At 57.7% G+C, this 25,942-nt stretch carries 23 protein-coding genes and 1 riboswitch; of the genes, 17 read left to right on the top strand and 6 right to left on the bottom strand.

The genetic code is table 11. The features are described from left to right. Positions 1-7 precede the first annotated feature (7 nt). The 5 genes from FLZ89_RS02550 to FLZ89_RS02530 are packed head-to-tail and all read left to right on the top strand — an operon-like array spanning position 8 to position 4,831. Complete coding sequence (locus FLZ89_RS02550) at positions 8-1,444, top strand: menaquinone biosynthesis decarboxylase (RefSeq protein ID WP_141304273.1); 1,437 nt, start codon at positions 8-10, stop codon at positions 1,442-1,444. Continuing rightward, entirely contained in the window at positions 1,431-2,288 is an 858-nt protein-coding gene (locus FLZ89_RS02545; protein WP_141304272.1) for a UbiA-like polyprenyltransferase, read from the top strand. The genes FLZ89_RS02550 and FLZ89_RS02545 overlap by 14 nt, the downstream gene beginning before the upstream one ends. Positions 2,289-2,315: 27 nt before the next feature. Next, positions 2,316-3,299, top strand: a complete 984-nt coding sequence (locus FLZ89_RS02540) for an ABC transporter substrate-binding protein (RefSeq protein WP_141304271.1) — start codon at positions 2,316-2,318, stop codon at positions 3,297-3,299. Beyond that, positions 3,296-4,036, top strand: a complete 741-nt coding sequence (locus tag FLZ89_RS02535; protein ID WP_141265464.1) for an ABC transporter ATP-binding protein — start codon at positions 3,296-3,298, stop codon at positions 4,034-4,036. The genes FLZ89_RS02540 and FLZ89_RS02535 overlap by 4 nt, the downstream gene beginning before the upstream one ends. 48 nt (positions 4,037-4,084) lie before the next feature. Continuing rightward, positions 4,085-4,831, top strand: coding sequence for an ABC transporter permease (locus FLZ89_RS02530; protein WP_253256392.1), 747 nt, complete (start codon positions 4,085-4,087; stop codon positions 4,829-4,831). Here FLZ89_RS02530 and FLZ89_RS02525 read toward each other — a convergent pair. Beyond that, complete coding sequence (locus FLZ89_RS02525) at positions 4,788-5,441, bottom strand: hypothetical protein (protein WP_141304269.1); 654 nt, start codon at positions 5,439-5,441, stop codon at positions 4,788-4,790. The genes FLZ89_RS02530 and FLZ89_RS02525 overlap by 44 nt on opposite strands. Positions 5,442-5,540: 99 nt before the next feature. Here FLZ89_RS02525 and FLZ89_RS02520 point away from each other — a divergent pair, with 99 nt between their 5' ends. Next, the gene (locus FLZ89_RS02520; RefSeq protein WP_141304268.1) at positions 5,541-6,773 is read left to right on the top strand and encodes a D-alanyl-D-alanine carboxypeptidase family protein; all 1,233 of its coding nucleotides are present in this window, start codon (positions 5,541-5,543) and stop codon (positions 6,771-6,773) included. Between the two features lie 60 nt (positions 6,774-6,833). Here FLZ89_RS02520 and FLZ89_RS02515 read toward each other — a convergent pair whose 3' ends face one another. Further along, complete coding sequence (locus tag FLZ89_RS02515) at positions 6,834-8,252, bottom strand: FMN-binding glutamate synthase family protein (protein ID WP_141304267.1); 1,419 nt, start codon at positions 8,250-8,252, stop codon at positions 6,834-6,836. Positions 8,253-8,378: 126 nt separating this feature from the next. On the opposite strand from FLZ89_RS02515, the gene splB reads away from it, so the two are divergent. Next, complete coding sequence (gene splB / locus FLZ89_RS02510; RefSeq protein ID WP_141305269.1) at positions 8,379-9,395, top strand: spore photoproduct lyase; 1,017 nt, start codon at positions 8,379-8,381, stop codon at positions 9,393-9,395. 14 nt (positions 9,396-9,409) lie between these two features. On the opposite strand, the gene thiM is transcribed toward splB, so the two are convergent. Next, positions 9,410-10,213: a hydroxyethylthiazole kinase gene (gene thiM / locus FLZ89_RS02505; protein WP_141304266.1), complete on the bottom strand. Its 804-nt coding sequence runs from the start codon at positions 10,211-10,213 to the stop codon at positions 9,410-9,412. A 118-nt stretch (positions 10,214-10,331) separates the two neighbouring features. Between thiM and FLZ89_RS02500 the strand changes: the two genes are divergently transcribed. The 3 genes from FLZ89_RS02500 to holA all read left to right on the top strand — a co-directional run bounded on the left by FLZ89_RS02500 (position 10,332) and on the right by holA (position 15,387). Continuing rightward, positions 10,332-12,728, top strand: a complete 2,397-nt coding sequence (locus tag FLZ89_RS02500) for a DNA internalization-related competence protein ComEC/Rec2 (protein ID WP_141304265.1) — start codon at positions 10,332-10,334, stop codon at positions 12,726-12,728. Between the two features lie 122 nt (positions 12,729-12,850). Continuing rightward, a riboswitch (TPP riboswitch) is annotated at positions 12,851-12,956 on the top strand. Between the two features lie 55 nt (positions 12,957-13,011). Then, the gene (gene thiC, locus FLZ89_RS02495; RefSeq protein ID WP_141265471.1) at positions 13,012-14,310 is read left to right on the top strand and encodes a phosphomethylpyrimidine synthase ThiC; all 1,299 of its coding nucleotides are present in this window, start codon (positions 13,012-13,014) and stop codon (positions 14,308-14,310) included. 81 nt (positions 14,311-14,391) lie between these two features. Next, on the top strand, positions 14,392-15,387 hold the full coding sequence (holA, locus tag FLZ89_RS02490; RefSeq protein ID WP_141304264.1) for a DNA polymerase III subunit delta: 996 nt from the start codon (positions 14,392-14,394) through the stop codon (positions 15,385-15,387). Between the two features lie 13 nt (positions 15,388-15,400). Here the strand turns inward: holA and FLZ89_RS02485 are convergent, their stop codons facing one another. From FLZ89_RS02485 to spoIIP, 3 genes are all read right to left on the bottom strand, one after another. After that, entirely contained in the window at positions 15,401-15,604 is a 204-nt protein-coding gene (locus FLZ89_RS02485) for a hypothetical protein (protein WP_141265473.1), read from the bottom strand. A gap of 154 nt (positions 15,605-15,758) precedes the next feature. Further along, complete coding sequence (gene rpsT, locus FLZ89_RS02480) at positions 15,759-16,022, bottom strand: 30S ribosomal protein S20 (RefSeq protein ID WP_141265474.1); 264 nt, start codon at positions 16,020-16,022, stop codon at positions 15,759-15,761. A 52-nt stretch (positions 16,023-16,074) separates the two neighbouring features. After that, a complete protein-coding gene (spoIIP, locus tag FLZ89_RS02475) occupies positions 16,075-17,154 on the bottom strand; it encodes a stage II sporulation protein P (RefSeq protein WP_172613409.1) in 1,080 nt (359 codons plus the stop codon). Positions 17,155-17,503: 349 nt separating this feature from the next. On the opposite strand from spoIIP, the gene larB reads away from it, so the two are divergent. From larB to dnaK, 7 genes are all read left to right on the top strand, one after another. Then, complete coding sequence (gene larB / locus FLZ89_RS02470; protein ID WP_141265475.1) at positions 17,504-18,259, top strand: nickel pincer cofactor biosynthesis protein LarB; 756 nt, start codon at positions 17,504-17,506, stop codon at positions 18,257-18,259. 52 nt (positions 18,260-18,311) lie between these two features. Further along, positions 18,312-18,650, top strand: coding sequence for a phage holin family protein (locus FLZ89_RS02465; protein WP_141265476.1), 339 nt, complete (start codon positions 18,312-18,314; stop codon positions 18,648-18,650). A gap of 153 nt (positions 18,651-18,803) precedes the next feature. Continuing rightward, positions 18,804-20,609, top strand: coding sequence for a translation elongation factor 4 (gene lepA, locus FLZ89_RS02460; protein ID WP_141265477.1), 1,806 nt, complete (start codon positions 18,804-18,806; stop codon positions 20,607-20,609). Positions 20,610-20,888: 279 nt separating this feature from the next. Further along, the gene (gene hemW, locus FLZ89_RS02455) at positions 20,889-22,052 is read left to right on the top strand and encodes a radical SAM family heme chaperone HemW (RefSeq protein ID WP_428846043.1); all 1,164 of its coding nucleotides are present in this window, start codon (positions 20,889-20,891) and stop codon (positions 22,050-22,052) included. A 96-nt stretch (positions 22,053-22,148) separates the two neighbouring features. Then, positions 22,149-23,183, top strand: a complete 1,035-nt coding sequence (hrcA, locus tag FLZ89_RS02450) for a heat-inducible transcriptional repressor HrcA (protein ID WP_141265479.1) — start codon at positions 22,149-22,151, stop codon at positions 23,181-23,183. 102 nt (positions 23,184-23,285) lie between these two features. Beyond that, positions 23,286-23,990, top strand: coding sequence for a nucleotide exchange factor GrpE (gene grpE, locus FLZ89_RS02445; RefSeq protein WP_172613408.1), 705 nt, complete (start codon positions 23,286-23,288; stop codon positions 23,988-23,990). Positions 23,991-24,090: 100 nt separating this feature from the next. Further along, positions 24,091-25,932 carry a molecular chaperone DnaK gene (dnaK, locus tag FLZ89_RS02440; protein WP_141265480.1) on the top strand — a complete coding sequence of 614 codons (1,842 nt, stop codon included), beginning with the start codon at positions 24,091-24,093 and terminating at the stop codon, positions 25,930-25,932. Positions 25,933-25,942: the final 10 nt, after the last annotated feature.

Below are 25,942 nucleotides of genomic sequence, written 5' to 3'. Positions count from 1 at the left end.
GAAAGAGTTGCCCCATGAGGATCTGCAGGCTTATCTTGCCTGCCTGGAACAAAAAAGACTGCTCCACCGGGTGAAGGTAGAAGTCGACCCGGTGCTGGAAATTGCCGCCATAACCGACCGGGTAGTGAAAAAAGGGGGGCCGGCCCTCCTCTTTGAACGGGTAAAGGGCTCACCTTTACCTGTAGTCACCAATCTTTTCGGTAGTGAGGAGCTGGTGAAAGCGGCCCTGCAGATCGCCGACCTGGAAGAACCGGCTGCGCGATTGAGGGCTTTACTCGATTTACCTGGAAAGGCCGGCGGCTGGCTGGAGAAATTGAAAAGCCTGCCGCGCCTGGCCGAACTGGGCCGTTTTCTTCCGCGCCGGGTCAAAACCGCCCCCTGCCAGGAGGTGCGGGTTGACCCTCCTTCCCTGGCGGAACTGCCGGTACTGCAGCTCTGGCCGGAAGATGGCGGTCGCTTTATTACCCTGCCCCTGGTTTTCACCCACGACCCGGTCACCGGCCGTCGCAATGTAGGCATGTACCGCATGCAGGTATTTGATGACCGCACCACCGGCATGCACTGGCAGCTCCACAAGGACGGGGCGGAGCACCTGCGCAAAAGCCAAGGCCGCCTGGAAGTAGCCGTAGCCCTGGGGGCCGACCCGGCCGTGATTTATGCCGCGACTGCTCCCCTGCCGCCGGGATTTGATGAAATGCTTTTCGCCGGGTTCTTACGCCGGGAACCGGTGGAGATGGTCCCGGCCTTAACGGTGAATGTCGAAGTGCCGGCCCGGGCGGAAATCATCCTGGAAGGTTATGTGGACGTCCATGAAAGGCGGCTGGAAGGCCCCTTCGGCGACCATACAGGCTACTACTCGCCGGCCGACTATTACCCGGTTTTCCACCTTACCTGCCTGACAATGCGGCGCCGCGCCGTTTACCCGGCCACGGTGGTGGGGCCGCCGCCCATGGAAGATGTCTATTTAGGCAAAGTAACGGAACGGCTCTTTTTGCCCCTGATCCAGCTCCAGCTGCCGGAGGTTGTGGACATTAACTTCCCGGCCGAGGGGGTATTCCACAACTGTGTCATCGTCTCCATCCGCAAAAGTTACCCCGGCCAGGCGCGTAAAGTCATGCACGCCCTCTGGGGCATGGGGCAGATGATGTTTACCCGGCTGATCATTGTCGTTGACGACGACGTGAATGTGCATGATCTTCAAGAAGTGCGCTGGCGTGTTCTAGGCAACATTGAACCCCGACGGGATACGGTAATCGTGGACGGGCCGGTGGACATCCTCGATCATGCCTCCGCCTATACAGGTTACGGCAGCAAGATGGGGCTGGATGCTACCCGGAAGCTGCCGGAAGAAGGGTACCCGCGGCCCTGGCCCCGGGAAGCGCGCATGAGCCGGGAGATTTTGGAACGCATCGACAGGAAGTGGCACGATTATGGCCTGCCGTAAGCTGAAGATCTTCCTGGAAATGATCAAGTTTGAGCATACCATTTTTGCCCTCCCCTTTGCTTACCTGGGTGCTTTCCTGGCGGCCGGCGGCCGGCCGACTCCGGCCCAGCTTGGCTGGATTACCTTGGCCATGATCGGGGCGCGGACGGCAGCTATGTCGTTAAACCGCCTCATTGACCGCCATATTGATGCCTTGAACCCGCGCACGGCCGGCCGGGCCCTGCCCCGGGGGCTTTTGTCCGTAGCCGAAGTGTGGCTGTATACCCTTCTTTCCTTTGGCCTTTTATTTTATGCCGCCATGCAGTTAAACTGGCTCTGTGTGCAGCTGCTGCCCATTGCCGTTTTTGTCCTGGTTATTTATTCTTATACCAAACGCTGGACCTGGGCCTGCCATCTGGTCCTGGGGCTGGCCGATGCCCTGGCTCCCGTGGGAGCGTGGGTGGCTGTCCGGGCGACCATGGACCTGCCGGCCATAGTCCTGGGCCTGGGCATGGGGAGCTGGGTGGCGGGGTTTGATATTATCTACGCCTGCCAGGATTACGATTTTGACCGGGAGTACGGCATTCATTCTATACCAGCCCGTTTTGGCAAGGCCCGGGCCCTGATTATCGCCCGCTGCCTGCATGCCTTCGCCATCCTGATGCTCGCCCTGGTGGGCGTGCTCCTGCACCTGGGTTTAATCTATTTCCTGGGGGTATTGCTGGCGGCGGCTATCTTAATCTATGAGCACCGCATAGTTTCCCCGGAAGACCTGTCGCGCTTAAATCTGGCCTTTTTAAACTTGAATGGCTATTTAAGCGTACTCATGTTTGTTTTTACCTTTCTGGCGTTAACCTGGCGGTAAAGGGTTACTGGAAAAAGGAGTGAAAAAATGCGCGGGAAACGCTTAATCTTCTTTTTGCTAACCTTGCTTATGGTTTTAATGGCAGCCGGCTGCAGGGCACCGGGAGGTAAGGCCAGGGGAAAGGAAAGCCTGAAGCTGGGCCTGATCCCGGTAGAAGACAACTTCCCCTTTTTTGTCGCCGAGCAGGAAGGCCTTTTTGCCAGGGCCGGGCTGAAGGTCGAGTTAGTACCCTTCAACAGCGCCCGGGAGCGCGACCTGGCCCTGCAGGCCAAAAGCATTGACGGGGAAGTGGCGGACATTGTGGCCACGGCCCTCCTGCGGAAAGGCGGGACGCCGGTCAAAATCGTCTCCCTGACCATGGGGGCAACACCGTCCGAAGGACGCTTCGCCCTGGTTACCCGGCCGGGCTCCGCTGTCAGCCGCCCGGAACAGCTCAGGGGAGCAACCGTGGGCATTTCGGAAAATACCATCATTGAATATGTCGCCGACAGGCTTCTGCAGGGCGCGGGGGTAGAACCCGGCAGCGTGCAGAAGGTGGCCGTGCCCCAGATCCCGGAACGCCTGCAGCTGCTCCTGGGGGGCAGGCTGGAAGCAGCCCTGCTGCCCGATCCCTTTGCCACCCTGGCCGAGAAAAAAGGCGGCCGGGTCATCCTGGACGATACGAAAATTGACCGCAATTTGTCCCAGGTGGTCCTTATCTTCCGGGAAGAAACCATCAAGGAGAAAGGGCCCGCCATCAAGAAGCTGCTGCAGGTTTATGCCGAGGCAGCCGGTCTGGTAAGCAGCCATCCGGATAAGTACCGGGAGCTATTTATTACCAGGGCCAGGATTCCCGCAGAGCTCAAAGATACGTACCTGTCACCCAAATTTTCATCACCAGGGGTGCCGGCAAAAACCGAGGTAGCCGATGTCCAGGAGTGGATGGTGGCTAAAAAATTACTGCCGGCGGCATACAGCTACGAAGAACTGGTGGACCCCACCTTTGTCCCTGCTGGCAGGGAGAATAAGTGATCCGGGTTTTTAATCTTGATTACACCTATTACACCGGCGGGGGGGCCGTACCGGCGCTGGTTGACATCAACCTCACCGTACCGGCGGGGCAGACCTGTGTCCTCATAGGCCCTTCGGGTTGCGGTAAAACAACCCTGCTCTACCTGCTGGCCGGTCTTTTGCAGCCCGCCGGGGGGGAAATATGGATCGGCGGGGAAAGAATAAAAAAGCCGCGGCAGCGGACGGCGATTATTCTCCAGGATTATGGCCTCCTGCCCTGGAAAACGGTGTGGGAGAACGCGGCCCTGGGCCTGGCCCTGCGGAAGTTCACCGCTCGCCAGCAGCAGGAGCGCCTGCAGCCTCTGCTGGCCGGTCTGGGGCTGGCCGGCCTGGAAAAACGCTATCCGGCCCAGCTGAGCGGGGGACAGAAACAACGGGTGGCTATTGCCAGAGCCCTCTCCCTGGAACCGGATGTCCTGCTGATGGACGAGCCCTTTTCCGCCCTGGATGCCCTGACCCGGGAGAGCCTGCAGCAGACCCTGGTAGAAATACAAAACCAGCGCCGGCTGACTACCGTGCTGGTTACCCATAACATCGAGGAAGCCGCTTTTCTGGGACAGCAAATTATTGTCCTGACAGGAGCGCCGGGACAGGTAAAGGCGGTCCTGGCCAACCCGGGGGCGGGAAGGGAGGATTACCGTTTTACCCCTGAATTCCATCAACTTTGCTCCCGCGTGCGCCAGCTCCTGCGAAAATAAATGTAGCACCTAATATTAGCACCGTGTCGCGGGGAGGTGTATAGTCCCGTGCCGGATTCCCGCCGGGCCCTATCCTACCTGGCGTCCATTCTTTTTTTATTTAGCCTCTGGTGGCTTGTGGCCGTATGGATCAACAACCCGGGCTTGCCGGGTCCCTTGTCGGCCCTCCGGAGCCTGGTTAAGGCGGGAGGGCCGGAACTGGCCCGGCACTTTTATATCAGCACCTATCGGGTACTGGGAAGCCTGGCTCTGGCCCTTATAATTGGAGTACCTTTAGGCCTCCTGGCCGGCCGCCACCGGGCCTTCGATTCCTTCCTGGCGCCCCTGGTCTATCTGCTTTACCCGGTTCCCAAGGTAGCCCTTTTACCTGTAGCCATGGTCCTCTTAGGCATTGGTGACACCACCAAGATGCTGGTCATTTTCCTGGTCATTGTCAACCAGATCTTGATTACAACCCGGGACGCGGCCCGGCAGATCCCGCCCCAGCTGCTGCTGTCCGTTGCTTCCCTGGGGGCCGGGAAAATCAGCCTCTACCGCCAGGTAATAATACCTGCCTGCCTGCCGGAGATCATTACTGCCAGCCGCATATCCCTTGGCAGTGCTATATCCGTTCTATTTTTAAGTGAGACCATTGCTGGGAACAGCGGCCTGGGCTATTTTATCCTGGACGGCCTGTTCCGGGCCGACTACGGCGCCATGTTTGCCGGGATACTAGCCATGGCCGGCATGGGGTTGGTGCTGTACATGATGCTTAATTTCCTTGAATATCTCCTCTGTCCATGGCAGCGGCTATAACTTGACGCCCCGGCCTCTGGCTTTCGACCACTGTTTTTGCCAGGCGTCGGGCCTCCTGGACGACCTGCCAGGCGGGGTCGTCCAGGACTGTGTCCCTGGCGGCGATAATCTTCACCACCTGGTCGATAATCTCTGGTTCGAGGCCAACCCTGGTCATGATCTCCCTGGCCAGGGCAGTGCTGCTTGCTTTTTCTCCGGCTGCACCCAGGTCGTAGAAGAGGCAGGCGGCGATGGCCACCAGGGGCTGCACGCCTTCTTCCCTGGCTATTTTTTCGGCAAAGCCGGCGGCCTTTAAAGCCAGGTTGAGCAATTCCCGGTGGTGGAAAAGATTTTTCCGGGCTTCCACTTCCAGCTTATCGCGGATCACCCGGGGCTGGCGCTGGTAAACAGCGGCCATTTCGCCCAGGCACTTGCTGGCGTAGGAACACCAGGCGGCACAGCCGGGATCAAAGCGGGGATTGGTTACCAGCTTGCGGCAGTGGGGACAGCGTAAGTTTACGTCGTCTTTCCAGAACTCAATCAGCCCGCCGCAGTGGGGGCAGGGTTCCTCGAAAATATCGTCGGGCTTCCAGTAGCGCCGGTCCTGGCCGGGGCAGCGTCCTAGGCTCATTTTTGGGTCCCCCCTTCAAAAATGTTACCTGCATACTAATACACAGGCTTCCAGGCAGCTATGATGGAGATCACATAGAAAGGGGATTTACCAGGATAAATGCCACCTGCAGACAAAGTAAAAAAAGTTTCTCTTCTGATCATTACCAGCTTGCTCCTCCTTTTAAACAGCCCAGTACCCGCACTGGCTGCAAGTACCGCCGGCCCTCCCGAGCTTACGGCTGCGGCAGCGGTACTGATGGATAGAGCTACGGGAAAGGTGCTCTTCGCGAAAAATCCCGACGAACGCAAGGCTCCGGCCAGTACCACGAAAATCCTCACCGCCATGATTGCCCTGGAAAAAGGCCATTTAAATGATGTGATCACTGTGGGACCAAACCCGCCCCGGGTGGATGGGACCCGGGTCTACCTGGTGGAAGGGGAGAAAGTCACCCTGGAAAACCTCCTTTACGCCATGCTCCTTAATTCCGGTAACGATGCCGCCCTGGCTATAGCCGAACATTACGGCGGTTCCCAGGAAGGCTTTGCCCGGCTGATGAATGAAAAGGCCGCTTCCCTGGGCGCCTTGAATTCCCACTTTGTTACGCCCAGTGGTCTGTCGGACCCTAACCATTATACCACCGCCCGGGATCTGGCCATCATCGCCCGGGCCGCCATGCAGAATGAAACCTTTCGCCGCATAGTAGCTACCAGAACCCGGCCCTGGCACGGCCAGGAATGGGAAACAACCCTGGTCAACCAGAACAAACTCCTCTGGAACTATGAAGGTGCCGACGGCGTCAAAAACGGGTATACTTCCGAGGCCCACTTTACTCTAGTAGGTTCGGCTACCCGGGAGGGGCAGAGCCTTATTGCCGTTGTTCTCGACGAGCCCAGTGCCCGGGCGGCCGAGGAGGACGTGGCTGCCCTCCTGGACTACGGCTTTAAGGAGTTTCGTTCTTTTCAGCTGGTCCGGCAGGGTGAGATAGTAGCCGTAGTGGACACGGGCAACGGAAAAAAGATAGAACTGGCCGCCGCCGGTGACCTGGCTGTAGTCCGCAAAAATGATAACAGCAGCCCCCCTACCGGCCAGCTGGAGTTATCTTCCCTGAAAGGGCCTCTACCTGCAGGTAAGCGAGTAGGGGAGATGGTTTTCCGGCAGGATGGGGAAGTAATAGGCCGCGTCGATATCATCAACCGCCAGCCCATCCCGGCCCGTTCCCTTAGCCTCAGCGATTGGTGGCTGCGGCTGAGTCTGGTAATGGGGGCGTTCTTCCTTTTATACCGCCAGGCGCAGGTTAAGCGGCAGCGCCGGCGGGTCTTCCGGAGCCGGGTTTTCAGCGATTACCCCTGAGCCCATTAAGGCCGCCCGGCCGCAGCCAGCCCCTGCTGGACGTACTGCTACCCGGACATATCAGGAGAGGAAGTTGCTTCCGGGCCGGATAGCCAGGGGAATGCCCAGGGCTCTGGCCGATACCGGGTCCAGGGCAGCCAGGTCGGTCTTGTTGACCTGGCGGACGGATTTCTTGCCCAGGGCCCGCACTCCTTCCATGATCTCGGCGTTGCACGCCCGTAAAAAATTGGCCAGATTATGGGCCGCCTTGTCTACATCCAGCCGGTCCTGATAGCGCCCCCGGGCAAAAACCACCTCGACCGGAGGTTCCCAGGGCATGGCTTTCAAGACCTGGGTGTGGGTGAGGGCGAAGAGGGCGATGGTACCGATATATACGGCGTCAGCCCCCAGGGCCAGGATTTTTAAAAAGTCGCCCGGGGTAACCAGCCCACCGCCGGCGATGAGGCTTACTTTGTCTTTTACCCCCTGTTTTTTTAGAAAAGTGGCCGCGCGGTTGACGGCGTAAACCGTGGGCACGCCAAAGTCATCTTGGACGATGGGTGGCGAGCCCTTGCTGGCCGCCCCGGCTCCATCGATGGCAATAAAGTCGACGCCTGCTTCCAGGAGGATGGCCAGGTCCTGCTCCAGGTCGTTGCCGGCACCGATTTTAGCGCCGATGGGGACACCGCCGGTCAGGTGGCGTAACCTGGTGACCAGGGGCGGCAGGTCTTTTTGCGGATCTTTAATGCCGGGCATACGGGCATGGGTAACAGCCGCCTGGCCGGGCTTGAGCCCCAGGAGGCGGTGTCCCCGGGGAGGTATCTCTTCATAATTGCTGCTGTGGCCCAGGCCGCCGATGGCTGCCTGGCCGAACTGGATCTCTATCATATCGGCCTGTTTTAGTATGTCCGGGTGATGATTCCAGCCGCCGCGGGTGTACTGGAGGATGAGGTGTCTGGCAGCCTCTCTCTCGGAAGGCAAGAAAGGCCCCTCCCCGGTATTGGTGGCAGTGCCGGCCAGGCTGGCCCCCCTGGCCAGGGCTATCTTGGCCTTTTCGCTTAAGGCCAGCCCGTAGGCCATGCCGGAAACGATGATGGGCATGCTTATTTTCAGGGGCCTGGCCGCCCGGGGCCCCAGGGTTACCTTTGTATCAACGGGAACGTTTTCCTCAACAGGAAGCCTGGCCAGCTGCGCCAGGTTAAAAATGAGGCCGTCCGTACCGGGGGAACGCCAGGGGCTGCCGAAAGGACGGTGGATGAGCTTCCCCTGCTGGGCGCGCAAATTGGTCTCCACAATTTTCTGGAGACCGGTACGGGCGGCGGCCGAGACAAACTCCCAGAAATTTTCCTCATACGGATCGGTCATCACTATTTTAAGAAAAGAATCGTGCAGGCGGTTCAGGAGGGGACGGCTGAAAAGCCATAGCCCCAAAAAGGTGAGGCCCGCCGAACCCAGGGCCACTTTCCAGAGATCGGTACTTCCGGCTTTTCTATTACCCATCTGACGCTCCGTTCCCTTGTGGATAATGTATTATCAGTATCTCCTTAAAGGCGAAAAATATATTCTCCGCTCATTACCGCGCCTGGAACTGGACAGACTAGGGCCAGGCAGGTGATAAAAACGAGCATGGATATCAAACGGGTTGTTTTTGAGCCGGCAGCCCTCAATTATCCCCTGGGTAAAAAACTATATCATGCTTTCCGTCAAAAAGGGCTCGAGATACTCTTTACTCCATCCCACAACCGGGTAACCTGCGTCCCGGGTAGATCAGTGCAAGAAAGTTTCATAGAAGCCAAACGAACCCTGGTGGTGGGGGTAAGACGAAGCAGGCATTTAGAAACCTGCAAACCTTCGGCCCACTACCAGTTGCCCCTGGCTACCAGCTGCCCGGCCATGTGTGAGTACTGTTACCTGTTTACTCATTTTGGACGCAGGCCTTACCAGAGAGTTTATGTAAATCTGAGCGAGATTCTGGAACTGGCCGGGGAATATATTGAGCGCAGAAAACCAGAGGTTACGGTTTTTGAAGCGGCAGCTACTTCAGACCCCCTTCCGGTAGAAAAATATACCGGTAACCTGGCCCGTACCATTGAATTTATGGGTAATCAACCCCTGGGACGCTTGCGCGTTGTCACCAAATTTACCGATGTAGCCAACCTTTTGGGATTAGACCACCGGGGTCATACCCGCTTTCGTTTTAGTATTAACGCCGCAAATATAATTAAGCGTTTTGAGCATGGTACGCCGCCGCTGGCAGAGCGGCTGGCAGCAGCCCTTAAAATTGTAAAGGCCGGTTACCTTCCGGGTTTTATCATAGCCCCCATTTTTTACCTGGACGGCTGGCAAGAGCAATACCGGGCTCTTTTTCAAGAAATTGCCCGGCAACCTTTATTGGCAGAACAAAACGATCTGACCCTGGAATTGATAACCCATCGCTTCACAAAAAAGGCGAAGACCACGATAGAAACTTTATTTCCAAAGACAGAATTGCCTCTCGATGAAGAGAACCGTACTTTCAAATACGGCCAGTTCGGTTACGGTAAATATGTTTACCCCGCTAAGGTAAAAACAGAGATAGAATCGTTTTTCAAAGAAATGGTAGCTACTTATCTACCCCGGGCGACTATTGAATACTTTATATAGCTATGATTATTAGTTTACAAGGCGCGTATTTTTACTCCCCGGGCGAGGTCTGCGCCGGTTAAATTATAAAGCGTATCCAGGAGGGCTACCTGGAAGCTGGCCGGCCCCTGGCTAACTGCCGCCGCCCTTTCAGCCGCCAGCCCATAATAGGCGAGGGCCGCGGTACTGGCCGTTACACCATCATCTTCCACGGCCCGGAAAGCGGCGATTATGGAGGTGGCAGAACAGCCGGTACCGGTAACAAAAGTCAGCAGCGGGTGCCCGTTGTCCACTGCCAGCAAGCGTTCCCCGTCACTGATGTAATCGGTGGCTCCCGTAACCGCTACCACAGTATTTAAATCCCTGGCTACTTGCTTGACCATGTCTGCCACCTGGGCAGGAGCCCCTGCGGCATCTACTCCTTTTGTATGCCCGCCAAAACCACCTATGCTGGCTATCTCCGAGGCATTGCCGCGCAGGATATCGATATGCAGTTCCTTGATAATTTTTTGCGCCGTCCGGGTGCGGAAAGGCGTTGCCCCGGCTCCTACAGGATCGAAAACTACAGGGATACCGGCCTTATTGGCTGCTTTACCCGCCAGGAGCATGGCTTCTACTACCTCTCCCGTCAAGGTTCCCATATTCAGTACTACCGCCTGGGCCAGGCGGGCCATATCAGCTACTTCTTCCCCGGCATAGGCCATGACCGGCGAGGCGCCAACCGCCAGCGTAACATTAGCCGTAAGATTGGTTACCACTAGATTGGTAATATGATGTACTAATGGCCGTTCTTCATATACCCTTTGCCGTCTCGCAGCTACCTGTTCTCCCCAGTTCATAATCCCCTTCCTTTCAAGGCACTTTTTACCTCGTTGAACTTTAGTATACCATAAAGTTCAAGCTGTGGAACGATAAATGCCGGCAGGAATTTTAACCTATCCTGGCGAAATTTGCCTTATGATTGATGCACCTTTAGTCCGGGCTACCCTGGCATATATATGCGGGTTGCTCCTGGCCTCACGAATAACAGTGGGGCCAGCCTGGTCCCTTGCCCTGGCTGTAATCCTCCTGGCTCTGGCTTACCTTTTCCGGCAGCCGCCGCGGCGGGCAGAGTGGCAGGTATTTCTCCTGGCCGGTTTTATGGCCCTGGGCTTCTTGATTAGCACCTGGGATAGCAGCCATCACCAGAGCCAGCTTACAGGCGACCGCGAGACCTTCCTCGACCTGACCGGTGTGGTAATAGAGGAACCCCGGGTTTACGCCAACCGGGTCGTCTATACCCTGGCGGCCCGGGAGATAAGGCAGGGAGACTACCATAAAAGGGTAAAAGAAAAGGTACAGGTTGTTCTTTACCGGCCGGTAGAGGGCGGGGAACCTGTACTTTACCGTTACGGTGATGTCCTTCGCGTCCACGGCCAGCTGGCGGCCCCGCCGGCGGCCCGCAATCCCGGTGAATTGGACTACCGCGCTTACCTGGCACGGCAGTATATTTATAACCGGATGGTAATAAGTGACCCGCGGGCCATAATCAAGCTGGGAACCATGCCGGGCCATCCCCTGGTGCGCCTGGCCCTGGCAGCTAAAGCCAGGGTAAAAACGGCCATCACCGCCGCCCTGCCGCCGCGCCAGGCAGGGATCCTGGCGGCCCTCCTTTTTGGGGATGTTAACGAGTTAACAGATACTGACAGCGATACCTTCAAAAACCTGGGAGTCTTTCATTTCTTTGCCGTCAGCGGGTCCAACACGGCCATTGTTTTACTTATACTGATGGCCATCGCCGGCTTCCTGGGACTTGAACGCAGCTGGGCAGTATTCCTGGGGCTTGCCGGGCTTATCTTTTATGCCGCCGTCACCGGCTTTACCCCATCTGTCAGCCGGGCCGGCATCATGGCCGGCCTGGGGTTGATAGCCTATCTTCGCCGGGAGCGGCGTGACTTTTACACCGCCCTGTCCCTGGCGGCCCTGGTAATCTTGCTCTTCCGCCCCCGTTCCCTGTATGACAGCGGCTTCCAGCTGTCCTTTGCCGCCGCCTGGGGCATTGTTTATTTTTATCCTTTGCTGGATGATCTCCTGGCCTGGCTCCCGCCCTGGCGGTCTTACCTGGTGGTCCCCCTGGCAGCGCAAGCATCCACCCTGCCCCTGGTGGCCTATTACTTTAACTTTGTTTCCCTCTTGAGCCTTCCGGCCAACCTTGTTACCGCCGGCCTGGTAGGGGTCATTGTCACCCTGGGGCTGGCTGCCTCTACCCTGGCCCTCATCACAACGGCCCCGGCAGTCATAATATTTGCCGCCCTGGGACCCCTGGTAAACCTCCTCCTGGCCTTCCTGAACCGCCTGGCCGGCCTCCCGAGCATAACTTTACCTTTAGCGACACCTTCGCCCCTGGCCGTGGCCGGTTATTACCTGGCCCTAATCCTTTGGCGGGAATTCTGGCTGCGCCGCCATGAACCCCGCTGGCAGGCTCTGTGGCAGTGGCACCGCCGCGAGCTGGGCCTGCTGGCCATCCTTACCCTGGCCACCCTCCTGATTTTTCATTATCATCCAGGACGGCAGGAGGAACTCAAGGTAACCTTTATTGACGTCGGCCAGGGGGACGCTATTTACCTGGCCACCCCTGCCGGCCGGCACCTCCTGGTTGACGGCGGCGGCCGGCCCTACGGCCAGGGCGATTTTGACGTCGGGGAAAGGGTGGTGGTACCTTTTCTCCACCGCCAGGGGGTACGGCGCCTGGATGTGGTGGTCAGCACCCACCCTGATGCCGATCATATCGGCGGCCTCACGGCTGTAGTCCGGGAAATGCCGGTATCCCTGGTGGTGGTCCCGCCCCTCCGCGGGGCCATGCTGGACGCCTACCGTCCCTTCCTGGCCGAACTCCAGGCCAGGGGGGTCCCCTGGCAGGAAGCCGGCCGCGGCGATACTCTGGCCCTGGACCCGGCTCTCAATATCCAGGTCCTGCACCCCGGCCGGGGAATCAGCGGCAGCAACTCCGACAGCAATAACAACTCCCTGGTGCTGAAGGTAATTTACCGGCAGTTCAGCTTGCTCCTGAGTGCCGATATCGAGGCCGAAGCCATGGCCGATCTTAAGGCCAGCGGGGCAGACGTCCGCAGCACCGTTTTCAAAGTGCCTCACCACGGCAGCCGCTACGGCCTGGAACGGGAGTTTTTAAAACAGGTGGCCCCGCAGGTGGTGGTGATTCCCGTCGGCGAGAAGAATAATTTCGGCCACCCGGCGCCGGAAATTTTAAGTTACTGGCAGGAGCAGGGCGTCCCCGTTTACCGCACCGACAGGCAGGGGGCGATTATAATCAAGAGCGACGGGGAACGCTGGCAGGTTGATACCACCATCCCCTGACGGTATTTACCTGGTTGCTAAAAAGAACCATGGCGTGCAGAAGGAAATAGTTAACTAAGGGCGAATATTTTATTACAGCACCCTATCTTACCTGGTGCACAGGCAATAGCTGGAAAACTGCATACTCACCCCGGGGGTGCCCGTGAGGGCTGAGAGGTGCTAACCGTGCACTAACCCTTGGAACCTGATCTGGGTCATACCAGCGTAGGGAAGTGGGGTCAAAGGTATGTCAAGATCACCTGCTTGCCGCAGGTGTTTTTTATTAAAAAGGGGGTAAACGCAAATGACGCAAATAGAGGCGGCCCGGGTGGGACAGGTAACGCGGGCCATGGAAAAGGTGGCGGCAAAGGAAGGCATCCGGGTAGAAGACCTGATGGCGGCGGTGGCGGCCGGCCGGGTGGTGATCCCGGCCAATAAAAATCACCGCAACCTGGAACCCTGCGGCATTGGCAAAGGTTTAAGGACCAAGGTCAATGCCAACCTGGGGACTTCCACGGCCTACCCGGATATTGAGCCGGAACTGGAAAAGCTTAGAGAAGCCCTGGACGCCGGGGCCGATGCCGTCATGGACTTAAGCACCGGCGGCGATATCGATGCGTGCCGGCGCCAGATTATTGCCCATTCCCCGGTTGCCGTCGGCACGGTGCCCATCTACCAGGCCACGGTGGAGGCCCAGGAAAAATACGGTGCCCTGGTGGAGATGACCGCCGAGGACTTATTTAGAGTAATCGAAAAGCAGGCTGAAGACGGGGTGGACTTCATCACCGTCCACTGCGGCGTTACCCTGGAAGTAGTCGACCGCCTGCGGCGGGAGGGGCGCCTGGCTGACATTGTCAGCCGGGGTGGTTCTTTCCTGACAGGGTGGATGCTGCACCATGGGGAGGAGAATCCCCTCTATGCCCAGTACGACCGCCTGCTGGAGATCGCCCGCCGTTATGATGTCACCTTGAGCCTGGGCGACGGCCTCCGGCCCGGCTGCCTGGCCGATGCTACTGACCGGGCCCAGATCCAGGAATTGATTATTCTGGGTGAACTGGTAGACCGGGCCCGCGAAGCTGGCGTCCAGGCCATGGTCGAAGGGCCGGGACACGTGCCCTTAAACCAGGTGCAGGCCAACATCCTGCTGGAGAAGAGGCTGTGCCATGAGGCGCCCTTTTATGTCCTCGGTCCCCTGGTAACCGATGTCGCCCCGGGCTACGATCATATAACGGCGGCTATTGGCGGTGCCCTGGCAGCAGCGGCGGGAGCGGACTTCATCTGTTATGTTACCCCGGCCGAGCACCTGGGCCTCCCCACCCTGGCTGACGTGCGGGAAGGGGTAATTGCCGCCCGTATTGCCGGTCATGCTGCCGACCTGGTCAAGGGTATTTCCGGGGCCTGGGAATGGGACCGGGAGATGGCCCGCGCCCGAAAAGCCCTGGATTGGGAGCGCCAGCTGGAGCTAGCCATTGACCCCAAAAAGGCGCGGCAGTACCGCCAGAACCGCAACGAAGCTGCCGCCGTTACCTGTTCTATGTGCGGCGATTTTTGTGCCATGCGCCTGGTGGGGGAGTACCTGGGCAAGCCGGTAGAAAAGTGCTAAAATGAAGGGAGAACCTTTTGGGGGCCAGCGCCCCTAGCAAAGGTTCCCCCATAGGGACTCGTGCCAGGGAGGACTTATCATTTGGACTGGCAGGAACTGGACAGGGAACTGGAACAAGGTAAGATAGCCCCGGTATATCTCTTTTATGGTAACGAAAGTTATCTCCTGGAACGGGCTTTAAAAACCCTCCAGGAAAAACTGGTCCCGGGGGAAGTAGCGGCCTTTGATTACCAGGAATTGGACGGCCGGGAGCTGACAGCCGGAACGATAGTCCTCGTGGCCGCTACCCTGCCGGCCCTGGCGCCCAGACGGCTGGTGGTAGTAAAAGATCCAGCCCCGGAAATATTGCAGGCCGGGGCGGGAGAACTCTTGGCCTATCTGGAAAACCCGGCTCCGACAACCTGCCTGATCCTGGCAGTTAATGGTAGTATTGACAAACGCTTAAAGCTTGTCAGGCTAATCCAGCAGACCGGCCGGGTGGTAGAATTTTTACCCCTTAAGGCGGCGGACTTGGAAAAATGGCTGCAGCGTGAGGCCCGCGAGGAGGGTTATATATTACCTCCGGCGGCAGCCCGGGCCCTGGTCCAGGCCAGCAGGGGAGACCTGCGCCTGGCCATGAATGAATTATATAAAGTAATGACCTTTACCGGGCAGCCGGGTACCATTACACCGGCAGATGTTGAGGTCCTGGTGCCGGCCGCGGCTGCGCAAACCACAATTTTCCAGTTAGTAGACGCCCTGGGGAACCGCAATGCCGCCCTGGCCATCAGCTCCCTGCGCCAACTGCTGGAAAAAGGCGAAGCCCCGTTAGGTATCCTGGCTATGCTGGCCCGGCAGCTGCGGCTAATTTACCAGTATCACCTGGCGGCGGATAAACGCGAGCTGGCCGCCAGGCTGGGAGTAAGGCCCTTTGTCGTGCAGAAAGTTGCTGCCCAGGCCCGCAATTTTTCCCTGTCTGCTGCCGCGCGGGCCCTGGAGGAATTATTAAAGGTAGATACCGGAATCAAAACCGGGCAGGGCGGAGCCGGTTCCCTGCTGGAAAAAGCCATCTGGACTATTATTAAAGGGGAGCATTAATGCTCCCCCAGCTTTACTCTTCACCAGCGGGTCGCTTCTGGTCCCTTCCCCGGACTGCTCCGGCAGTACCCCTGGCAGTACCGGGTGTATTAGTACCGGGAGTCGCAATTTCGGTACCAAATTCATAGGCGGTACCGCGGGTACCTTCGGTAGCAAGGCCCTTCCGGGTGGCTTCTTTTTCCGGGCGCTCTTTGGCGGCACCAGGTTTTTCCGGCATAAATTAAAGTCCCTCCCTTCTTAAAGCCTGTTTTTATTATGGCATGTTGAAGGGGGGAAAATACCGGCCTGCAACTGGGACCATTCCCTTATGCTGTCAAATTAAAAACCCCCTGTATAGGCGGGGGTTATGCTGCTCAAATTAAGCCGTAGGATTAAGCAGATGTTTTGTTAAACAGGCGCTGTAGTCTTGATTTTTTCCGGGCGGCAGTGTTAGGGTGGAGAACGCCTTTGGTAACGGCTTTGTCGATGGTGCGAATGGCCTGGCGCAGTTTTTCAGCAGCGGTACTATCTCCCTGTTCCAGGGAGGCCCGGAATTTTTTGATGGCCGTTTTCACGCGGGATTTGACGGCCTTGTTGCGTTCGGTACGAATGCGGGTCAGCTCTACGCGTTTGATGGCCGACTTAATGTTGGGCATCCCAGCTCACCTCCCGCCTTATTTTATCATGGCAACCTGGTAAAAGCAATATTTAACCAGATTGAGCCGGGTTTTCCCGCCGTAGCTCTTCGATAACTGCGGCCAGAACCCTGGCGACCAGGCGGGCGGAGCGTTCAGCTTCTTCCAGGGTATTATTATCGCTGCCGATTTCGAAGAGCAGGGCCCGGGGCAGGAGGTGCTGGTTGTAGCGTCCTTCCTGGACCCGGACACCCAGGCATAAACCGGGATAAAATTCGTCCATTTTTTTCGCCACCCGCTGGGCAAAGGCTTCATTCTGGCGCCAGTTGGGGTGTTCCAGGCGGGCATTGCTGCCTACGATAATGAGCACCTGGGCGACTTTCTGGTTGTTGATTTCCACTACCGGTGGTGCCGGCAGGCCGGCGTTGCGGTGGATATCCAGGGCTACCAGGACGGAAGGGTTTTCCGCCAGCATTCTTTTCAGGGTTTTTTCGGAATTGGCATAGGACCTGGTGAAGTCGGGATAATCGTGGATGGTAGTTGAACGTACTACCGGGACACCGTAGTCTTTACTTAAAGCTTCGGCCAGGACCGCCGCCACCTGGCTGACGCCGCCGTTTTTCCCGGGAAATTTAGCCTGTCCCTCACTCGGCTGGTAGGATTCCGCATTGTGGGTGTTGTATATAGCTACCAGGGGGTTTCCGGCGCTGGGGAGCTCCATTTCTGATGGCGCTGGCGGTACACTTTCCTCCGGCAGGGGCTGGGGTAATACATACTCTTCTTCGGTGGTTAAGAGGCGTGTTGATTCAGCGCTACCGGGGAAAACTACCAGGGGTGAGGCCAGGACCTGGACGGCAGCCGCCAGGGCTTCACTGGAATTATCCTGCGGGCTGCTGGCCGCGCGTAAAGCAAGGGTCGGCAGGCCCTCGCTTAAAATGCCTTCCAGCAGGGGCAGTGGTAACCAGGCAGAATAACCGGGTACTCCCAGGGATAGCTGGCGGCCGGCTTTAATCAAACGCCAGGTACCGGTAGCCAGGGAAAAAATAACCACCACTGCCACGAGAACTTTTACCAGGCGGGATAGAAAGAGTCTGGCCTGCCAGCGGGTAATAACGTGAATCCGCAACCTTTCCGCCCCCTTGCTGGTAGCCATTTTATTCCTCCGCGGGATAATTTAGACCTGGGGAGGGACCACGAGGGGCAATGTTTAGGAGCCCCTCATGGCGGTACGCTGCCACCAGCGAGGGAATGAAAAATGCCTGGCTGGCATTTGTCGGAAGCGAGCGACTTGGCCCGAGTGGCGAAGCGGCCCAGGCGAAGCTGAGGAGCGAGGGCGGGGCCGAGGACAGGATGTCCGAGGCCGGCCTCTGAGGCAAGGACGCCGAATAGGCCGGGAACCCCGCCCGAGCCCGAGGCTGAGCCGTAGGCCGCTCCACAAGGGCCATGGAGCGAGCGTGACAATGCCAGCCTGCGATAGAGTTATTTCCGGAGGAGGCTGAGCAGTGACTGAGGCCCAACTCAAGGATCTTTTGCAGGCCTATAAAGCCGGACAGGTTGACCTGGACACGGTTATGGGGCATTTAAAAACTTTAAAGGAAGAAGACCTGGGCTTTGCCAAGGTCGATCATCACCGTGCCTTAAGGAACGGCTTTCCGGAGGTTATTTTCGGCCAGGGAAAAACAAAGGAACATGTGGCGGCCATTGCCTCCCGCCTGGCGGCCGCCGGCTCAACGGTCCTGGTAACCAGGACTACCAGGGAAGCATACCAGGAGGTTGCCGCCCGCCTGCCGGCGGCTGAATTTAACGAACTGGCCCGGACCATCGTGGTTGCTGCCGGGGAGATCAAGCCTACCGGTGGTAGAGTGGCGGTTTTAAGTGCCGGGACGGCCGACCTGCCTGTGGCTGAAGAAGCAGCGGTGACGGCGGCGGTAATGGGTAATGAGGTTGAGAGAATTTACGATGTCGGTGTGGCCGGCATTCACCGCCTGCTGGGGCGGGTGGAGCTGGTACGCCGGGCTGATGTGGTCATTGTCGTGGCAGGCATGGAAGGCGCCCTGGCCAGCGTTGTGGCCGGCCTGGTGGACCGGCCGGTAATTGCCGTGCCGACAAGCATCGGTTACGGTGCGAGTTTCGGCGGGCTGGCCGCCCTGCTGACCATGCTCAACAGCTGTGCTGCCGGCATCGGCGTCGTTAATATTGACAACGGTTTTGGCGCTGCCGCCCTGGCCACGGCCATTACCCGCCTGAAAAAAGTATAATTTACCTCCTTTTTGGGCAATGCTATAGGCGAACCCGAAGGAGGTGATAAATATGACCAATTGGGTGGGTACTGTTGTCCGCTTTGTTGTCTCGGCCCTGGTACTGATGCTGGTAGGTTTTATCCTTCCCGGCATTAGAGTAGCAGGTTTCACCGGTGCCCTGATTGCAGCTGTGGTTATAGCCATCCTGGGCTGGCTGGCAGAAGCCGTCCTTGGCAAACGGATTTCCCCCCATGGTCGCGGCATTGTCGGCTTTATCGTCGCGGCAATTGTAATCTATCTTGCTCAATTTATTGTCCCCGCCTACTTAAGCGTGAACATCCTGGGTGCTTTACTGGCGGCTCTAGTTATCGGTGTAATTGATGCCTTTGTTCCTACCGAGCTGCGCTAGGAAATAGACTGCCGGGGCGGGCCGGGCTTTTAGCCCGGCCCGCTTTCTGCTATAATAGAGCCGGTTCTAGTGGAGTTACTCATGTTCCCGTATAGATGACAGGATGGCACTTCCTGCTTCTGACTTCCATTTTGTGGGGGAGGAAGTTGTTTAGTGACGGAGCTGAAAAATATCCGTAATTTCTGCATCATTGCCCATATTGACCACGGCAAGTCTACCCTGGCCGACCGCCTCCTGGAGTATACCGGCGCTTTGAGCAAGCGGGAGATGGTGGATCAGGTCCTGGATACTCTGGAATTGGAACGGGAGCGAGGCATCACCATCAAGCTCCAGGCGGTCCGCCTGAATTATCGCGCCCGGGACGGCCAGGAATATGTGCTAAACTTGATTGACACTCCGGGGCACGTGGACTTTACCTATGAAGTATCCCGGAGCCTGGCTGCCTGTGAAGGAGCGCTGCTCGTAATTGACGCGGCCCAGGGCATTGAGGCCCAGACCCTGGCCAATGTTTACCTCGCCCTGGAACACAACCTGGAAATTATCCCGGTCATCAATAAAATCGACCTGCCCAATGCCGAGCCGGAACGGGTACGCCGCGAGATAGAGGACGTCATCGGCCTGGACGCCGGTGAAGCCATCCTGGCCTCGGCCAAGACCGGGGTGGGAACGGAAGAGATCCTGGAGGCCATTGTCCGGCGCATTCCCCCGCCCCGGGGCGACAGAGAAGCGCCGCTGAAGGCGCTGATTTTTGATTCCATCTTTGACAGCTACCGGGGGGCTATCCCCTATATCAGGGTTGTCGAGGGCCGGGTGCAGAAAGGCGACCGCATCCGTTTCATGGCCACGGGGGCCGAATTTGAAGTCAATGAGGTGGGCATTTTCACCCCGGCGCCGCGGCAGGTTACAGCACTAGCCGCCGGGGAGGTAGGCTTTCTTTCCGCCAGTATAAAAAATGTCAAGGATACCCGCGTCGGCGACACCATTACCAGCGCTACCCGGCCGGCCGGGGAGCCCCTGCCGGGCTACCGCAGGGTAATGCCCATGGTTTACTGCGGCCTGTTCCCGGTGGACTCGGAACAATTTGACAGCCTGCGGGACGCCCTGGAAAAGCTGCAGTTAAATGACGCCTCACTAAGTTTTGAGCCGGAAACATCGGTGGCCTTAGGATTCGGCTTTCGCTGCGGTTTCCTGGGACTCCTGCACATGGAGATTATTCAGGAGCGGTTGGAAAGGGAGTACGGCCTGGAACTCATAACTACCGCGCCCAGCGTAGTCTACCGGGTGGTGCGCACTGACGGGCGGGTGGAGATGGTTGACAATCCCACCGCCCTGCCGGCACCTAACCTGATAGACCATATTGAAGAACCCTACGTCGAGGCCACCATTATGACACCCAAAGAATATGTAGGTCCGGTAATGGAACTCTGCCAGGAGAAACGCGGCACTTTCCTTAATATGGATTACCTTTCGGAGAAAAGGGTGGCTTTAAAGTACGACCTGCCCCTGGCGGAAATAATCTATGACTTCTTTGACCAGCTTAAAAGCCGGACGCGGGGTTACGCTTCCCTGGATTATGAAGTCAAGGGCTACCGGCCGGCGGAACTGGTAAAGATGGATATCCTTATTAATAATGAAGTGGTGGATGCCCTGTCGGTGATCACCCACCGGGACCAGGCCTACCACCGCGGCCGCGCCCTGGTGGAACGCCTGCGCCAGCTGATACCCCGCCAGCTCTTTGACGTGCCCATCCAGGCCGCCATCGGCAGCCGGGTCATCGCCCGGGAAACCATCCCGGCGCTGCGCAAAAACGTCCTGGCCAAGTGTTATGGCGGTGATGTGACGCGGAAGCGCAAGCTCCTGGAGAAACAAAAGGAAGGTAAAAAGCGCATGAAACAGGTGGGCACGGTGGACATCCCCCAGGAGGCCTTTATGGCCGTGCTGAAGGTAGGGAAGTCGTAGGCTTTGATGATAGTATCTGAGACTGGCTTTAGTTTGGAGCGAGCGAGCTTCTCCGAGCGGCGAATTGGCCTTGGTGAAGCCGAAGAGCGAAGGCGGGGCCGAGGACAGGAGGTCCGAGGCCGGCCTTTGAGGCAAGGACGCCGAATAGGCCGCCCAGCACTCACAGTAACCAAGTTACAGTAACCAGTTCTTCGGTTTATGCAGTCGCACTACCTTTGGAGGCACCTGAGTTTAGTGAGTGCTGGGCGCCTTAAGCCTTACGGCTGGAACCGTAGGCCAATCCGCAAGGGCCAGGGAGCGAGCGAAAACAAAGCCAGCTCCATTTACATCCATATCCCCTTCTGCATCCGCAAGTGCCATTACTGCGATTTCGTCTCCTATCCCGGCCGGCCGCCGGAGGAAATGGCCGCCTACTGCCGCGCCCTGGAGCGGGAAATGGACCTGGTTGCCGGGAAATGGCAGCCGGGACCGGCGGCCACCGTTTATATCGGCGGCGGTACCCCGACCCTGCTCCCGGCCCGTAATTTGGAGCAGGTCCTGGACGCCGTGGACCGCTTCTTCGGCCGGCAGCCGGGGGCGGAGGTCACCGTAGAAGCCAACCCCGGCACGGTGGATGACGCTAAACTCCGGGTCCTGCTGGCCGCCGGGGTTAACCGCCTTTCCCTGGGGGTCCAATCCCTCGACGACGACCTACTGGCGGCCATGGGCCGCATCCACCGGCGCCGGGACATCTACGAGGCCTTTGATCAGGCGCGCCGGGCTGGCTTTAGCAACATCAACCTGGACCTCATCTTCGGCCTGCCGGGCCAGACCCTGGACGGCTGGCGGGCTACCTTAAAGGAAGCCATTGCCCTGCAGCCCGAGCATATTGCCGCTTACAGCCTCCAGGTGGAGGAAGGTACGCCCTGGGGAAAACTGGCGGCTGCCGGCGAGTTACCCCTGCCCGGGGAAGAACTGGAACTGGCCATGTACCAGGAAGCCCGGCAAATGCTCGCCGCCGTCGGTTATCAGCAATATGAAATATCCAACTTCGCTCGGCCGGGGTACCAGTGCCGCCACAACCTCACTTACTGGTTAAACCAGCCCTATCTGGGCCTTGGGGCGGCGGCGGCCTCTTACTGGCGGGGCCGGCGCTGGCAAAATTATAGCGAGCTGCACCGGTACCGGCACGTCTTATCCCGCGGCCGGCTGCCCCGGGCGGAAATAGAAACCTTAACGCCTCACCAGCAGATGGCTGAAACCATGTTCATGGGCCTGCGCCTGATGGCCGGTGTAGACTTGGAGGACTTCCGGCAGCGTTTCGGCGTTGACGCCCGGGAAGTTTATGCCCGGGAACTGGCCGGTCTTTACCGGGCGGGACTGGTGGAGGAAAAGGACGGCCATTTAAGGCTCACCGAAAAGGGTTTACCCCTGGCCAATGAAGTTTTTATGCAGTTTGTCTAGCCTTTACTTTCCCTTGACAAAACGAAAGGCCGGTGGTATGTTTTAAGTAAGCTCTTAGCACTCTGGCCTTAAGAGTGCTAATAAGAAGGTGAGATCATGCGGATGGATGAGCGGAAAAAAAAGGTCCTGGCCGCCGTTGTTCAGGATTATATCCTTACTGGCGAACCGGTAGGCTCACGCACCATTGCCCGGCGGTACAACCTGGGAGTAAGTCCAGCCACCATCCGGAATGAGATGGCCGACCTGGAAGAAATGGGCTTGCTGGAGCAACCCCATACCTCGGCCGGCCGTATACCTTCGGATTACGGTTACCGTTACTACGTTGACTGCCTCATGGCGCCGGAAAAATTAACCCCGGCAGAAGAGGAATACGTGCGCCGGCGTTACAACCAAAAAATGCTGGAAATTGAGCAGGTCCTGGAGGAAACGGCCCGTTTACTGTCCGAGATGACCGCCTATACGGCAGTAGCCCTGGGTCCCTATCAAAATAATGCCATTCTGGAACAGGTGCAAATTCTACCTGTCCATTCAGCCAACAAGGCCCTGCTGGTAGCAATCACCAGTACCGGTATGGTCGAACACCGGATTTTTGTCATTCCGGAAGACGTAACGCCGGAGGATCTAACCCGTATCTCCAGGGTTCTCAATGCCAGTCTGCAGGGAATAGCTCTGGAAGAGCTGCGTCAGGCGGTATTGAGGGATATTTACCGGGAAGTAGCCGAGCACCGGGGTTTAATCAAACAGGTGATTGACCTTTTACAGCAAATTCTGGCCCTGGAAGGCGGGGAGAAAGTTTACCTGGAAGGCATCCTCAATATTCTAAGCCAGCCAGAGTTTAAAAATTTAGAGAAGGTCAAGGATATCTTGGCTTTTCTTGAGCGGGAAGAGGCGTTGAGGCGTATTTTTAATGCTGCTCCTGGAAGCGGCCTTACTATAAGGATCGGGCAGGAGAATAAAGAAGAAGGTATTGATAAATGCAGCGTAGTAACCATTAGCTATGCCGTTGAAGGGAAAATAATGGGGAAAGTGGGCTTACTCGGACCAACGCGGATGCACTATTCCCGGGTTATATCGGTTCTCCAGTGTGTAGCTGATAGTTTGTCCCGCGCTTTGGAGCAATTTTACCGCTAAAGTTAGAGGGCCACCTGGACAAGGCCGGTGCCTTTAGGTGCTGGCCTTTTTTACGAAAGGGAGTGACCATAAGAAGTTATGGATGCCAGTCAGGACAATAAAATGAATAATGGAACGGCAAGTGGGGAAATGGAAGAAAGGCTGACCAGCCCGGGAGAAGCGCCTGCCGGAGAGGCAGGGGAAGGAACAGGGCAGGAAACTAGCAGCCCGGCCGGGGCTGGAGCAGAGCCGGTCGAGGAAAGTAACGAAACGGTCGGAGAAGCCAGCCAGGAAGTATTAAACCGCCTTCAGGGGGAGCTGGCCGCTAAAACGGAGGCTTTAGCGGAGCTGCAGCAACGCTATTTGCGCCTGCAGGCCGATTTTGACAACTACCGCAAGCGTACCCGCCGCGAGTACGAGGAACTGACCAGGCTGGCCAATGCCCGGCTCATTGAGAGCCTCTTGCCCATCCTGGATAACCTGGAACTGGCCCTGGCAGCAGCTGCGGGGGCAGAAAAGCAGGCCCTGGAGACGGGGGTAGAAATGACTCTGCGGCAATTACAGGAAATCTTGGCCCGGGAAGGGTTAATGCCCGTAGCTGCTTTGGGTCAGCCCTTTAACCCTGAGCTCCATGAAGCAGTGGCGCGGGAAGAAACACCGGAGCCGGATAAAATAAACCTGGTGGTGGAAGAATTGCGCCGGGGTTATACTTTACATGGCAAGCTCCTGCGGCCGGCCATGGTCAAAGTGGCGGTAGCGGCCGGTGCCACCGAACAGGAAAACAAACAAGACCCTCATGCCGCTAACTCGGCACCAGCAGAAGGATGAAAATAAGTGGCTGGCATTTGTTTGGAGCGAGCAAAAACAATGCCAGCCTTGAGCGAAGTTATTTTCAGGGTAGAAGCTGGAGAACAGGAGGTAGATCACAATGGGTAAAGTAATCGGTATCGATCTGGGTACAACTAACTCCTGCGTAGCCGTCATGGAAGGCGGGGAAGCAGTAGTCATCCCCAATGCGGAAGGCGGCCGTACCACACCTTCCGTTGTAGCTTTTACCAAAGACGGGGAGCGGGTTGTCGGCCAGGTGGCCAAACGCCAGGCCATCACCAATCCCGACCGGACCGTCATGTCCATTAAACGCCATATGGGCACCAATTATAAAGTAAAAATCGATGATAAGGAATACACGCCGCAGGAAATATCGGCCATGATCCTGCAAAAGCTGAAGGCCGACGCAGAGGCCTACCTGGGCGAAAAGGTGACCCAGGCGGTCATAACGGTACCGGCCTACTTTACTGACAGCCAGCGCCAGGCTACTAAAGACGCCGGCCGCATTGCCGGCCTGGAGGTTTTAAGGATTATCAACGAGCCTACGGCCGCGTCCCTGGCCTACGGCCTGGACAAAGAAGAAGACCAGACCATCCTTGTTTATGACCTGGGCGGCGGCACTTTTGACGTTTCCATCCTGGAACTGGGGGATGGCGTCTTTGAAGTCAAAGCTACCAGCGGTAATAACCGCCTGGGCGGTGATGACTTTGACCAGCGGATTATGGACTATCTGGTAGACATCTGCCGCCGGGAGCACGGGGTGGACCTGAGGCAGGATAAAATGGCCATGCAGCGCCTGAAGGAAGCGGCGGAAAAAGCTAAGATCGAGCTTTCCAGCATGACCAGCACCAACATTAACCTGCCCTTCATCTCAGCGACGCCTAACGGTCCCATCCACCTGGATGTCAACTTAACCCGGGCCAAGTTTGAAGAACTGATAGCCGACCTGGTAGAAAAGACCGTCGGTCCCACCAGGCAGGCCCTGGCCGACGCCGGGCTGGAGCCCAAGGATATTGACAAGGTGTTACTGGTAGGCGGCTCCACCAGGGTGCCCCTGGTCCAGGAGACGGTGCGCAAGATCCTGGGCAAAGAGCCTCACAAGGGCATCAACCCGGATGAGTGCGTTGCCCTGGGTGCCGCCATCCAGGCCGGGGTCCTGGCCGGCGAGGTCAAGGACGTCCTGCTCCTGGATGTTACCCCGCTGTCCCTCGGCATTGAAACCCTGGGCGGCGTGTTCACGAAGATAATTGAACGCAACACCACCATTCCGACGTCCAAGAGCCAGATCTTTTCCACCGCCGCCGACAACCAGACCACGGTGGAAATTCACGTCCTCCAGGGCGAGCGGGCCATGGCCGCCGACAATAAAACCCTGGGCCGCTTCCAGCTGACGGGTATCCCACCGGCGCCCCGGGGCGTGCCCCAGATCGAAGTCAAATTTGATATCGACGCCAACGGCATCGTCCACGTCTCGGCCAAAGACCTGGCCACCGGCAAACAGCAGGCCATAACCATTACTTCATCCAGCGGCCTCACGGAAGAAGAGATCCAGCGTATGGTAAAGGACGCCGAAGCATATGCCGAGAGCGACCGCAAGCGCAAGGAGGAAATTGAAACCAGGAACCAGGCGGACTCCCTCATCTACCAGGCCGACCGCACCTTGAAGGAATTTAAAGACAAAGCAGACAAGGCCGATGTGGACCGCATCGAACAGGCCAAGAAAGAACTCCAGGACGTCATGGACAGCAAGAATACGGCTAAGATCAAAGAAAAGATGGAAGCCCTTTCCCAGGCCCTCTATACCCTGACCACGAAGGTGTACCAGCAGGCCGGTGCCCAGGCCGGCGGGGCCCAAGGTGGCAGCGGTTCTACCGGCGAGGCCAAACAGGACGGCAATGTCTACGATGCCGACTACAAAATCGTCGATGACGACAAGAAATAAAAGCCGGTGA

The sequence above is a fragment of the Moorella sp. E306M genome (assembly GCF_006538385.1).
Classification (GTDB): domain Bacteria; phylum Bacillota; class DSM-521; order Neomoorellales; family Neomoorellaceae; genus Neomoorella.
Note: the sequence above shows the minus strand (reverse complement) of the source record. Positions and strands in the feature narration are given on the sequence as shown.